Raw genomic sequence first — 12,585 nt, forward strand, 5'->3', positions numbered from 1 at the left:
GCGCATCACTAAGCTAGAGATGACATCGGCTTCTGAAGGAGACACACCCATGAGCACTTCCGTGGTCCTCCCCGCGCTCGGCGAGAGCGTCACCGAGGGAACGGTCACCCGCTGGCTCAAGAACGTCGGGGACACCGTCCAGGAGGACGAGGGCCTGCTCGAGATCTCCACAGACAAGGTGGATACCGAGATTCCCTCGCCCGTCAGCGGCGTTCTCGAGGAGATCCTCGTGCAAGAGGATGAGACCGTCGAGGTGGGCGCAGTGCTGGCGCACATCGGAGATGGCTCGGGCACCGCCGCGCAGCCGGAGGCGGCCGCCGCCGAGGCTGAGCCCGCCCCGGCAGAGCCCGCCCCGGCAGAGACATCCGAGCAGCCCGCGCCGGCGACGCCGCCAGAAGAGGCCCCCGCTGCGCCCGCGCAGCAGGCTGCGCCGGCAAGCTCTGCGCCGGACGGTGACGGCAAAGACGTCGTGCTGCCCGAACTCGGCGAGAGCGTCACCGAGGGCACCGTGACCCGCTGGCTCAAGAGCGTCGGCGACGACGTCGCGGTCGATGAGCCGCTGCTGGAGATCTCCACCGACAAGGTCGACACCGAAATCCCGTCGCCGTTCGCCGGCACCCTGCAGGAGATCCTCGTCCAGGAGGACGAGACCGTCGACGTGGGTTCGGTGCTCGGCCGGATCGGCTCCGGCGCCGCCGCAGCACCGGCGCCGGCCGCAGAACCCGCACCGACCGCAGAGAGCGCCCCGGCGCCTGCTGAGCCCGCGCCGGCGCCCGCTGAGCCCGTTCCGGCACCTGCTGAGCCCGCGCCGGCTCCCGAGCGCGCTGCGGCACCCGCGCAGCCCGAACCTGCCGGCCCTGCCACCGTTCCCCCGGCTACGCCGGCACAGCCGGCCGCGCCGGCGGCCGGCGACGAGGAGTTCACGTATGTGACGCCACTGGTGCGCCGCCTCGCACAGCAGCAGGGCGTCGATCTTGCCACCGTCACCGGCACCGGGGTCGGCGGACGCATCCGCAAGGAAGACGTCTTGAAGGCCGCAGAGGCCGCCAAGGCGCCCCAGCAGCCCGCTTCTGCCGCTCCCGTCGCGCCGGCGCCGCTCGAGGTCTCGCCGCTGCGCGGCACGACTCAGCCGATGTCGCGCCTGCGCAAGGTGCTCGCCGAGCGCGCGGTCGCCTCGATGCAGCAGACGGCTCAGCTGACCACGGTGGTCGAGGTGGATGTCACCCGTCTGGCCACCCTGCGCGACCGGGTCAAGGGCGACTTCCAGGCCAAGACCGGCGACAAGCTGTCGTTCCTGCCGTTCTTCACGCTGGCCGCCGCCGAGGCACTCCAGGCGTTCCCGATCGTCAACGCGACCGTCGACGGTGATCAGATCGTCTATCCGGCGACCGAGAACCTGTCGATCGCGGTCGACACCGAACGCGGCCTGCTGACACCGGTTCTGCGCGACGCGGGCAGCAAGAACATCGCGGGCATCGCCCACGAGATCGCCGATCTCGCGGTTCGCACGCGGGAGAACAAGCTCAAGCCCGACGAGCTCGCCGGCGGCACCTTCACGATCACCAACACCGGCTCGCGCGGTGCGCTGTTCGACACGCCCGTCGTGTTCCTGCCTCAGTCGGCGATCCTGGGAACAGGCACGGTGGTCAAGCGCCCCGGCGTCGTCTCGATCGACGGTAAGGACGCCATCGCGATCCGCTCGTATGTGTACCTTGCGCTGTCGTACGATCACCGCATCGTCGACGGCGCCGATGCCGCCCGCTTCCTGGGGGCGGTCAAGGCCCGCCTCGAGAGCGGCGACTTCGAGGCGAATCTCGGCATCTGACCGGCCTCATCCTTCTGGCTGCTCCGCGACCTCTGTGATGTCGCGGAGCAGCCATTCGCCGTTCTTCAGCACCATCACGGCCAGACGCTCGGGCTGGCCGACGGTATCCACCCGCAGCACGGCGGCGCCGCCGAAATCGTCCAGCAGTGTCACATGGCGCTTCCCCTCGGCGGAGACATCGCCGGTGAACACCGCATCCGCGTCTTCCTGAGTCGCTGCCCGACAGCGCGCATCTGCGCATGCCGCACGGCGATCGAGCAGGCGCACGGCCACCTGCGCGAGCGGTGCGGCGGTCGCCTGCGCCGTGGGTGTCGGCGAGGCTTTCACCGTGGCCGACGGCGAGGGATGCCGCGGCTGGGCCGTGGCGGGTTCTTCGCCGGCCTGCGGCCAGAGTATGCCGACGCCCAACACCACGGCCGCGACCGCCAGGGCGGCGATCACCGGTCTCGTGCGCCGTTGCGGCCGCGGCCGGTCGACGCGCAGCCGCCGCCAGAGCGCCGTGACCAGATTCGAGGCGATCTCGGGAACGGTGCCGTCCACGCGGGCGAGAAGCGCGTCCCACGGCCGGGCTCGCTGCGTTCCCGCGTCGGTGGCGGCACCATCGGCGATGGCAGCCTGCCGGGCGCGCACGGGGGCGAACACCGAGGTCGCCAGCGGTTCGGCCTCGGCAGCGGTGAAGAGCTCGGCCTCGACCACCACCGCCTCCCGCTGCAATCGACGCGGATCTGCGAGCACCTCAGCAGCGTGGTCCAACCCCACGCCCACGGCGCCGCTGAGATCGGCGCGCACATCGGCGATCAGCTCGGCCGCCGCATCCGCTGCTGACTGCTCTCCCCCGCCGACCAGAACCGGACGCCCGTCTTCTGCCAGCCACCACTGCCCGCGGGCGGTGCTCGCATCGGCGGCCACGAGCTCTGCTGTGCCACGCAGCAGGCTGACGGCGAGGGTGATCGCCTCTCCCGGCGACAGTGGGATCTCTCCCGCCCGGCGCCGAGCCGTGAAGGCCCCCAGCCGCTGCGTGCAGACCGGGAGCTGCACGAGATGCCCCTCCGGCGTGCGCACGAGGTCTTCCGCGACCGCGAGATGACCCGACCGGGAGTGCCGCCAGACCACATCGTCGCCGAGTTCGCCCGGCTCGACCAACATGCATCGCGCTCCCTCGGCGGTGTGTGCGAGCACGCCGTTCCAGGGCGCATCAGGCACCTGCAGGCGGCGAATCCCTCGGGGTCCGGCCGGAAGCGCATTCGTCATGCTCATCTCCCCAGTGTCTCCGGAGGGCGCATGCGCGTGTGGCCATCCCCCACGATCTGTGCACAACTGCCGGCAGGTGCCCGACTGGGGAGGAGTCGCGAGAGAAAGGTAGGCTTGGTGTCATGGCCGCACGCAGTTCCCAGCCCGAGAAGAAGCCGAACTTCTTCGCACAGCTCAAGTCCCTCTTCGTCTTCACGAAAGAGGTCTTCCCCTGGCTGCTCTGGGCCGAGATCGGCATTCTCATCGTCGGCATCTGCGTCGGCATCCTGATCGGCATCCTCCTCACACCCGGCGTGTTGTGGAGCATCATCCTCTGGGGCGTCACCGGTCTGCTGCTGGGCGTGCTCGCCGGGCTGATGGTCCTGACCCGACTGTCGACCAAGGCGATGTACGAAAAGATCGACGGACGCCCCGGCGCTGCCGGGCACGTGCTGTCTACCTCACTCGGACGCAGCTGGACCGCGAGTGACACGCCGGTGGGTGTGAACCCGAAAACACAGGATGCCGTCTACCGCGCCGTCGGCCGCGGCGGCGTCGTGGTCGTCGGCGAGGGCGCGCGGGGCCGTCTGACACGACTTGTCAATGAAGAGCGCTCCAAGGCCAAGCGCGTCGCCAGCGGTGTTCCGGTGAACGTGTTCTACGTGGGGCACGGCGAAGGCGACGTCGCCATCGCCGATCTGGCCAAGACGATCAAGAAGCTGCCCAAAGCCATCAACCGCACTACCCAGGCCGCCGTCATCAAGCGCATCGACTCGGTCTCGCAGTCGCTGGCGTCGTTGCCGATCCCCAAGGGCATCGACCCGATGAAGGCGCGCGCCCCGCGCCCGCGCTGACGCCCTAGGTGCGCACGAGGGCGGTTCCGGCCGCCTTGTCATGCAACCCGCGCTGATCGGCATCCCAGATCAGCGCAGGAACGATCAGGAACAGCAGGGCCGTGCGCACGATGGGTCGCCACAGGCCGACCCAGCCGCCTTGCACACGCACCAGCCGCAGCCCGACCAGCCGGTGGCCAGGACTGCCGCCGATGGTGGGGATGAACACAATCTGCACGAGGGCGAACACGATGTTCGTCGCCAGCGGGTCGGCCACCGGCATCCCGGTCACCGCATCGACGTGGTGGAAGAAGGCGTAGCCGATCAGCGCGGCACAGGCGAGATCGATCGCCAGAGCGCCCAGTCGCCGTCCGAAGCGCCCGATGCTGCCCGGCCCGGTCGCCGGCAGTCCAAGTCGTTCGCCGGGGTGGGAGGGCAAGGTCGCGTCGGGCACCCACCCAGCCTAAACGGGGTACCCGTGTAACATGCCGGAAACATCACAGACACTCCCGGGCAACGGCTTCCGGGTAGTTTCAGTGGCGCCCGCAGGGCGATCATCCGCACCCGAACTGGAGAACACATGTTCAACGATCCCTCCGAGGTGCTGGCGTTCATCAAGGACGAGGACGTGAAATTCCTCGACATCCGCTTCACGGACCTTCCTGGTGTGCAGCAGCACTTCAACATCCCCGCATCGACCGTCGACGAGGAGTTCTTCACCCTCGGTCAGCTCTTCGACGGCTCGTCGATTCGGGGCTTCGCGAACATCCACGAGTCGGACATGCAGCTGATCCCCGACGTCACCACTGCGTACGTCGACCCGTTCCGCGAGGCCAAGACGCTGATCATGCTGTTCGACATCTACAACCCGCGCACCGGCGAGATCTACGGCAAGGACCCGCGTCAGGTCGCCAAGAAGGCGGAGAAGTACCTCGCCTCCACGGGCATCGCCGACACCGCGTTCTTCGCACCCGAGGCGGAGTTCTACATCTTCGACGATGTGCGCTACGAAGTGACGTCGCAGTCGAGCTTCTATGCCGTCGACTCCGAAGAGGGTGCCTGGAACACCGGCCGGGTCGAAGAGGGCGGCAACCTGGGCAACAAGACGCCCTTCAAGGGCGGCTACTTTCCCGTCTCGCCGGTGGACAAGACGGCCGATCTGCGCGACGACATCAGTCTGAACCTCATCGAGTCGGGCCTGATCCTCGAGCGTGCCCACCACGAGGTCGGCACCGGCGGGCAGCAGGAGATCAACTACCGCTTCGACACGATGGTGCACGCGGCCGACGACATCCTCAAGTTCAAGTACATCGTCAAGAACACGGCTGAGGAATGGGGCAAGGTCGCCACCTTCATGCCCAAGCCACTGTACGGTGACAACGGATCGGGCATGCACACCCACCAGTCGCTGTGGCTGGGCGGCGAGCCGCTCTTCTACGACGAGAAGGGCTACGGCGGGCTCAGCGACATCGCACGCTGGTACATCGGCGGTCTCCTGAAGCACGCGGCTTCGGTCCTGGCGTTCACCAACCCCACGCTGAACAGCTACCACCGGCTGGTCAAGGGCTTCGAGGCTCCCGTGAACCTGGTGTACTCGGCCGGCAACCGGTCGGCGGCGATCCGCATTCCGATCACCGGCTCGAACCCGAAGGCCAAGCGCATCGAGTTCCGCGCGCCGGATGCCTCGGGCAACCCGTACCTCGCGTTCGCGGCGCAGCTGATGGCCGGCCTGGACGGCATCAAGAACCGCATCGAGCCGCACGAGCCCATCGACAAGGACCTCTACGAGCTGCCCCCGGAGGAGGCCAAGGGCATTCCTCAGGTGCCGAACTCGCTGCAGGACTCGCTCGACGCTCTGGCCGCCGACCACGCCTTCCTGCTCGAGGGCGGCGTGTTCACCGAGGAGCTCATCGAGACCTGGATCGAATACAAGATCGAGAACGAGATCAAGCCGCTCGCGCAGCGTCCGCACCCCTTCGAGTACGAGCTCTACTTCGGGGTCTGATCGTCGTACCGCCCAAGAGCCCTCCGAGCCCACGCTCGGGGGCTCTTTCGCGCGGCGCGACGGCACAGGAGAATGCCTCCATGAGCGACCTGACCGTGATCCAGACATCACCCGACCCCGAAACCGTCGCGCAGGACGCGGGCCGGCACCGGTCGATCGCTGAGAAGGTGCGGGCGGTGGGTCAGGCCCGCATCGGCGCCGGGGCCCTTCTGTCGGCCACCGCAGCGGCCATCATCTGGGCGAACGCGGCCACCACGTCATACCAAGACTTCTGGGGGATGCACCTGGTCGTCGGCGTCGCTGATCTGCAGCTCGATTTCACCGTGCACGCACTGGTCAACGATGCACTCATGGCGATCTTCTTCTTCACCGTGGGGCTCGAGGTGCGACGCGAATTCGCCATCGGCGAGCTGACCAGTTGGGCCCGAGCTGTGGTTCCGGTCGTCGCGGCGGTCGCCGGTCTCGCGATACCGGCGGTGCTGTTCGTGCTCATCGTCCACGGCACCGGTTACACGAGCGCGTGGGGACTGGTCATCTCCACCGACACCGCCTTCCTCGTCGGAGCCCTCGCTCTCATCGGACCGCGCGTCCCGGGCCGCTTACGGGTGTTCCTGCTGGCATTGGCTGTGGTCGACGACATCGGCGCACTCAGCATCATCGCGCTCGTATACACCGAGAACTTCACCCCGCTCCCACTGATCATCGCCGCGATCGGACTGGTGGGCGTGTATTTCACGCGCTTCCTGCGCGGCGGCCGGGGGCCGGTCTACGGCACACTCGCCGTCATCGTCTGGCTCGCGTTCCTCGCATCGGGGGTCCACCCGACCCTTGCCGGCGTGGCCATAGCGCTTCTCATTCCGGTTTACCGACCCAATCGCCGCGATGTCGAGCACGCACTGGAGCTTGCCCGCACATTCCGGCAGTCGCCCAACACCGAATATGCGAGAGCGGCCGCGAACAGTCTGCGCGAGTCGATCTCGATCAACGAACGGCTGCAGTCTGCCTCCTCGCCCTATGTCGCCTACGTGATCCTGCCGCTGTTCGCCCTGGCGAATGCGGGCGTCGTCGTCACCGGCGACATCCTTCTCGCCGCCCTCCGCTCCCCCGTCACCTGGGGCATCATCGTCGGCCTGGTGCTGGGCAAGTTCATCGGGGTGTTCGGCTCGACCGCACTGCTGCGCCTCGTGCGCGTCGGCGAGTTCGGACCGGGGCTGACCGCTCCCGGCCTCGCCGGCGGTGCAGCATTGTGCGGCATCGGCTTCACCATCTCGCTTTTCATCGTCGACCTCGCCATCGCCGACCCGCAGGTGCAGAACCACGCGCGTGTCGGTGTGCTCGCGGCATCCCTCATCGCCTTCCTCCTCGCGACGATCATCTTCCGTGTCGCCGAGGCCATCCATCCCTCGCACGAGTTCGGACAAATCCTCGTACGCCCGGTGTCATCGGCGCGGGACCACGTCTTCGGACCGGACGACGCCCCCTACACGATCGTCGAATACGGCGACTTCCAGTGCGAGTTCTGTCTGAAGGCGTCGGGATCGATCCAGCAGGTCCACGAACAACTCGGTGACCGACTCCGATACGTGTGGCGACATGCTCCGCTGCAGCGGTATCACCCGAACGCGCTCGCCGGCGCCGAGGCATCGGAGGCCGCCGACCTGCAGGGCCGGTTCTTCGAGTTCGAGCGGGCGCTGTTCGCCGATCAGGAGAATCAGCGTCCGTCCGATATCGTCCGCATCGCCACCGAGCTGGGGATGGATGTCGACAGGTTCGAGGCAGATCTGACGTCACCGGATGTCACCGGCCGGGTACAGGACGACGTACTGGATGCCGAGGCCATGGGGATCATCTCGGTGCCGACGCTGTTCGTCAACGGCCGTCGACACGTCGGCCCCTACGACGCCCAGTCACTCATCCACGCGTTGGAGGCGGCAGGCCCCGAACACCAGTGACTGCACGCCGCGCCCTCTGTGCGGCGTGCCGCGGCGGGCACCAGGATGCCGCATCCGATCGCACCCGGATCAGCCGTAGAAGAGCTGCTCGAAAACGCGCCGCGCGCGGCGTGAGGCCCGCATCCACGCTTCTTCCACGGCTGTGGCCGAATGCGGCGGATACTCCAGCAGCCGCCCGATCCCATCAAGGGCTCGGCGATCGGCCGGTAAGACATCACTTGTCTGGCCCGACAGCAGCGTATGCGCAGAGCGCAGCCTGCTGGCCAGTCGCCACGCCGCGATCAGCCGCTCCGCCGAGGGTGGCGGAACCAGCCCGGCGTCGGTGGCAGCGGCAAGGCCCCCCAGCGTCGAGGTGGTCCGCAGCGCCGGCACATCGTGCGCGTGCTGCAGCTGCACCAGCTGCACGAGCCACTCCACGTCGCTGAGCCCGCCAGGGCCGAGTTTCAGGTGCCGCTCAGGAGCCGCCCCCTGCGGCAGTCGTTCGGATTCGACCCGCGCCTTGATCCGCCTGATCTCGCGCAGCCCCGCAACGTCCACCTGCGCCGGATAGCGCACGCCGTCGGCCAGAGCCATGAAGTCGTCGAGCAGGGCGGGACTTCCGGCGACGGCGCGTGCGCGCAGCAGCGCTTGGGCCTCCCACGACAACGACCAGCGCCGGTAGTACTCGCGGTACGCGTCCAACGACCGCACCAAGGGCCCGTTGCGCCCCTCCGGGCGCAGATCGGCATCGAGGTCGAGCGGTGTCTTGTGATCCTCAGAGTGCTGACGCAATCCGGCGACGATCGCCCGGGCGAGAGTCTGCGCCCGTTCCTGATCGAGTCCACCTGCCCGATGCACGAACAAGACATCCGCGTCGGATCCGAAGCCGAGTTCCGCGCCCCCGTAGCGCCCCATCCCGATAATGGCGAACTCGAGCGAGCGCTCTGCCTCGGGCACGACATCCCGGTACACCACGAGCAGCAGTGTGCGCAGCGTCACATCGGTGATCGTCGTCAGCGCTGCCGCCAGCTCCTCCACGGTGATCACGCCCAAGACCGCCGCCATCGCGGTGCGCAGCAGTTCGCGGCGGCGCAGCCCGCGCACCGCACGCGCTGCCGCCGCGGCATCCGCATGACGGGTGTGGATGGCGGTGGCCTCCTGGGCGAGCGCCGAGGGCGTACGCGGCTTCAGCGCGGCATCCCCATCCAGCCAGGCCACCGACTCGGGGATCCACTCCATGAGTTCGCCGATGTAGCGCGAGCCCGACAGCACGCGGGTCAAGCTCTCGGCCGCTCCCGACGAGTCCCGCAGCATCCGCAGGAACCAGGGCGTGTCGCCCAGCCGTTCACTGATCCGCCGGAAGGCGAGCAGCCCATAATCGGGGTCGACACCGTCGGCGAACCAGCGCAGCATGATCGGCATGAGGTGGCGCTGAATCTGCGCCTTGCGACTTATCCCGGTCGTGAGGGCTCCGATGTGGCGCAGGGCGCCGGCCGGGTCGGTGAAGCCGATCGCGGCAAGACGATCGTGCGCCTGCGCCGCCGAGAGGGTGCGCTCCTCTTCGGGAAGCGCGGCCACCGCCGACAGCAGCGGGCGGTAGAAGAGCCGCACATGGATGTCGCGCACCTCGCGCTTGACCCGCTCCCAGAGCCTCCAGACACCGTCGCCGGTCTCGGCGAGTCCGCTCGCGCGGGAGAGCACCCGCAGCTCCTCCGGGCGTTCGGGCATCAGGTGCGTGCGGCGCAGCCCGCGCAGCTGCACGCGATGCTCGAGCACCCGCAGCATCCGGTAATCGCGGTCGAAAGCCGCGGCATCCTCCCGGCCGATATAGCCCTCGGCGACAAGGGCCCGCAGGGCGTCGAGAGTGCCCCGCTGCCGAATGCCCTCGTCGGTGAGCCCGTGCACGAGCTGCAGCAGCTGCACGGTGAACTCGATGTCACGGATGCCGCCGGGACCGAGCTTTATCTGCAGGGCGATCTCATCGGCGGGGATGTTGTCGGTGACCCGCTCGCGCATGTGCTGCACGCTGTCGACGAAATTCTCGCGGGCGGCGCTGGACCACACCCGTTCCTGCACCGCCTGCACGTAGCGGTTGCCGAGATCGGCATCTCCGGCGACGTGGCGAGCCTTCAGCAGCGCCTGGAACTCCCAGCTGTGCGCCCATCGGTCGTAGTACGACAGGTGCGACTCGAGCGTGCGCACCAGGGCGCCCTGTTTGCCCTCGGGGCGCAGGTTGGCATCCACCTCCCAGAGTGGGGGCTCCACTTCCATCCCCGCGATGCCGTTCATCGTCTGCACGGCCAGCCGGGTGGCGACATCCACGGCACGCGACTCACCGATGCTGTCGTCGGCCGGTCCGCCGACGAAGATCACGTCGACGTCGCTGACGTAGTTCAGTTCGCGGGCGCCGCACTTGCCCATGCCGATGACCGCGAACGAGGTCGCCGCCACGTCGGCGCGCGGAAACATCGAGAGGGTGTCGGTCAGCCGGGTGCGTGCCACGCACAGCGACGCCTCCAGCGCGGCACCGGCCGCGTCGGCCAGGGCGGCCGCGACATCCTTCACCGCATCCACAGGGTCGTCGGCACCGAGATCGTGCACGGCGATGGCCGCCAGCATCCGGCGATACCGCACCCGCAGCGCCACCCAGGCCGCCTCTGACCCGTCGGCGGCGAAGCCATCGCGCGCCGCCACCGATTCGAGCAGCGCGGTGCGCATGTCGTCGGCGGTGGGCAGGGGGGTGCCCGAGGGCGCAAGCTCGGCGAGCTCTTCGGGATGCCGCAGATAGAAATCGACGAACCCACGTGAGGCTCCCAGCAATGCCCATGCCCCGCGCGCGCGGTCGGCGTTGCCGAGCACCTGCCGCACGGCGCTATCGTCGCGCCGAGCTATCTGCAGCACTCCCTCGAGCGCGCCGTCGGGGTCGGCGGCCGCCGAGGCGCCCGCCGCCAGGACGTCACGATCGAGCCGGGTCGCCTGCGAGAGCTCGTCGAGCCGCGCGTCAGCTTCGGCCAGCGCGGTGAACCCGAGTCGGGCGAGGGCGGTCAGACCCGAGGCGCGATCGGCCATGGCCGAATCAGAGCATCTCCAGATTGCGCCGCAGTTCGAACGGCGTCACCTGTGAGCGATACTCCTCCCACTCGCGCCGCTTGTTCAGCAGCACGTAGTTGAACACCTGCTCCCCCAGCGTCTCGGCGACCAGCTCTGACTCTTCGAGGTACTCCAGAGCGTGCTCGAGACTCGACGGAAGCGGAGCGAAGCCCAGTGCCCGGCGCTCACCCGGTGTGAGCGACCACACGTTGTCTTCGGCCTCGGCGGGCAGCTCGTACTCCTCTTCGATGCCCTTCAGACCTGCCGCCAGCATGAGGGCGAAGGCCAGGTACGGGTTGGCAGCCGAGTCCAGGGCACGATACTCGACGCGCGAGGACTGCCCTTTGTTCGGCTTGTACATCGGTACGCGCACCAGCGCGGAGCGGTTGTTGTGCCCCCAGCAGATGAAGCTGGGCGCTTCGTCGCCACCCCACAGCCGCTTGTACGAGTTGACGAACTGGTTCGTCACAGCGGAGATCTCGTTGGCATGGCGCAGCAGGCCGGCGATGAACTGTCTTCCCACACGCGAGAGCTGGTACTGCGCGCCCTCTTCGTAGAAGGCGTTCACATCGCCCTCGAAAAGCGACATGTGCGTGTGCATGCCGCTGCCGGGCTGCTCGCTGAGAGGCTTGGGCATGAACGTCGCGTACACGCCCTGCTCGATGGCCACTTCTTTGACCACGGTACGGAACGTCTGGATGTTGTCGGCCGTGGTCAGAGCGTCGGCGTAGCGAAGGTCGATCTCGTTCTGACCCGGCCCGCCCTCGTGGTGGCTGTACTCCACCGAGATGCCCAGGTCTTCCAGCATCCGTACCGAGCGGCGCCGGAAATCATGCGCGGTCCCCCCAGGGACGTTGTCGAAGTAGCCTGCCGAGTCGACGGGTTCGGGACCTTCTGGCCCGTACCGGCTCGATTTGAGCAGGTAGAACTCGATCTCGGGATGCGTGTAGAACGTGAAGCCCGCATCACTGGCTTTGGCGAGAGTGCGCTTGAGGACGTTTCGCGGATCGGCGACGGCGGGCTGACCGTCAGGCGTCGTGATGTCGCAGAACATTCGCGCGGTGGGATCGATCTCACCGCGCCACGGCAGAATCTGGAACGTGGTGGGGTCGGGGTTTGCCAAGAGGTCCGACTCGTAGGAGCGGGTCAGTCCTTCGATCGCCGAGCCGTCGAACCCGATTCCCTCGGTGAAGGCTCCCTCCACCTCGGCCGGAGCGATCGCCACCGACTTCAGCGTGCCCACCACGTCGGTGAACCATAGCCGGACGAACTTCACTCCGCGTTCTTCGATCGTGCGCAGCACGAAGTCGCGCTGTTTGTCCATGCTCTCTCCTCAGCCGGTCGCGCCCGCGGGCGTCAGCCTTCGATTCCCGTGTCGGGTGCTCCCGAGCCCCAGGAGTCTTCCCGGCGCTCGTCTTCTTGCCACTGTCGCGACCGCTCGCGCATGATCTCCGGCGCCCGCTCGGCCTCTTCGGCCGTGTCGAACGGGCCCGCACGGTCGGGGGCGGGTGACTGCATTCCGCGCTCCACCTGCCGGGTCTTCAGGTTGTACCAGTACTTGTCGTCGTTGTCGGCCATGGCGCCTCCCACGAAGCTGTTGCGGCGTACCGCTGCGGTGTCGCCCGCATGCCGGGCCACACCCTCGATCCTACTGAGAAGGTGACACATGGC

Annotated in this window: 9 protein-coding genes; 4 read left to right on the forward strand and 5 right to left on the reverse strand. The window is 68.1% G+C overall.

Translation table 11 applies throughout. From position 1 onward, the window contains the following. Positions 1-49 precede the first annotated feature (49 nt). The gene (gene sucB / locus ET475_RS15935) at positions 50-1,825 is read left to right on the forward strand and encodes a 2-oxoglutarate dehydrogenase, E2 component, dihydrolipoamide succinyltransferase (RefSeq protein WP_129392525.1); all 1,776 of its coding nucleotides are present in this window, start codon (positions 50-52) and stop codon (positions 1,823-1,825) included. A 6-nt stretch (positions 1,826-1,831) separates the two neighbouring features. Here sucB and ET475_RS15940 read toward each other — a convergent pair whose 3' ends face one another. Further along, complete coding sequence (locus ET475_RS15940) at positions 1,832-3,082, reverse strand: hypothetical protein (protein WP_129392528.1); 1,251 nt, start codon at positions 3,080-3,082, stop codon at positions 1,832-1,834. A 116-nt stretch (positions 3,083-3,198) separates the two neighbouring features. Here ET475_RS15940 and ET475_RS15945 point away from each other — a divergent pair, with 116 nt between their 5' ends. Continuing rightward, a complete protein-coding gene (locus tag ET475_RS15945) occupies positions 3,199-3,909 on the forward strand; it encodes a DUF4191 family protein (protein ID WP_129392531.1) in 711 nt (236 codons plus the stop codon). Positions 3,910-3,913: 4 nt separating this feature from the next. Here ET475_RS15945 and ET475_RS15950 read toward each other — a convergent pair whose 3' ends face one another. Beyond that, positions 3,914-4,342 (reverse strand): RDD family protein, encoded by a 429-nt coding sequence (locus ET475_RS15950; RefSeq protein ID WP_242497670.1) that lies wholly within the window; start codon positions 4,340-4,342, stop codon positions 3,914-3,916. Between the two features lie 126 nt (positions 4,343-4,468). Between ET475_RS15950 and glnA (ET475_RS15955) the strand changes: the two genes are divergently transcribed. Together glnA (ET475_RS15955) and nhaA are read left to right on the forward strand one after the other, a co-directional pair. Beyond that, a complete protein-coding gene (gene glnA, locus ET475_RS15955; protein WP_129392534.1) occupies positions 4,469-5,893 on the forward strand; it encodes a type I glutamate--ammonia ligase in 1,425 nt (474 codons plus the stop codon). 80 nt (positions 5,894-5,973) lie between these two features. Further along, on the forward strand, positions 5,974-7,845 hold the full coding sequence (gene nhaA, locus ET475_RS15960; RefSeq protein WP_129392537.1) for a Na+/H+ antiporter NhaA: 1,872 nt from the start codon (positions 5,974-5,976) through the stop codon (positions 7,843-7,845). Between the two features lie 69 nt (positions 7,846-7,914). On the opposite strand, the gene ET475_RS15965 is transcribed toward nhaA, so the two are convergent. From ET475_RS15965 to ET475_RS15975, 3 genes are read right to left on the reverse strand one after another with little or no spacing between them, the layout of a single operon-like run. Beyond that, positions 7,915-10,893: a bifunctional [glutamine synthetase] adenylyltransferase/[glutamine synthetase]-adenylyl-L-tyrosine phosphorylase gene (locus ET475_RS15965; RefSeq protein WP_129392540.1), complete on the reverse strand. Its 2,979-nt coding sequence runs from the start codon at positions 10,891-10,893 to the stop codon at positions 7,915-7,917. Between the two features lie 7 nt (positions 10,894-10,900). After that, a complete protein-coding gene (gene glnA / locus ET475_RS15970; protein WP_129392543.1) occupies positions 10,901-12,238 on the reverse strand; it encodes a type I glutamate--ammonia ligase in 1,338 nt (445 codons plus the stop codon). 32 nt (positions 12,239-12,270) lie between these two features. After that, entirely contained in the window at positions 12,271-12,552 is a 282-nt protein-coding gene (locus ET475_RS15975) for a hypothetical protein (protein ID WP_242497671.1), read from the reverse strand. Between the last annotated feature and the right edge of the window lie 33 nt (positions 12,553-12,585).

It is taken from the genome of Microbacterium protaetiae (genome assembly GCF_004135285.1).
Taxonomy (GTDB): Bacteria; Actinomycetota; Actinomycetes; order Actinomycetales; family Microbacteriaceae; genus Microbacterium; species Microbacterium protaetiae.

What these genes read in the sequence shown, in the direction of transcription:
- sucB (WP_129392525.1), top strand. Translation starts at nt 50, where the DNA reads ATGAGCACTTCCGTGGTCCTCCCCGCGCTCGGCGAGAGCGTCACCGAG.
- ET475_RS15940 (WP_129392528.1), bottom strand. Translation starts at nt 3,082, where the DNA reads ATGAGCATGACGAATGCGCTTCCGGCCGGACCCCGAGGGATTCGCCGC.
- ET475_RS15945 (WP_129392531.1), top strand. Translation starts at nt 3,199, where the DNA reads ATGGCCGCACGCAGTTCCCAGCCCGAGAAGAAGCCGAACTTCTTCGCA.
- glnA (WP_129392534.1), top strand. Translation starts at nt 4,469, where the DNA reads ATGTTCAACGATCCCTCCGAGGTGCTGGCGTTCATCAAGGACGAGGAC.
- nhaA (WP_129392537.1), top strand. Translation starts at nt 5,974, where the DNA reads ATGAGCGACCTGACCGTGATCCAGACATCACCCGACCCCGAAACCGTC.
- ET475_RS15965 (WP_129392540.1), bottom strand. Translation starts at nt 10,893, where the DNA reads ATGGCCGATCGCGCCTCGGGTCTGACCGCCCTCGCCCGACTCGGGTTC.
- glnA (WP_129392543.1), bottom strand. Translation starts at nt 12,238, where the DNA reads ATGGACAAACAGCGCGACTTCGTGCTGCGCACGATCGAAGAACGCGGA.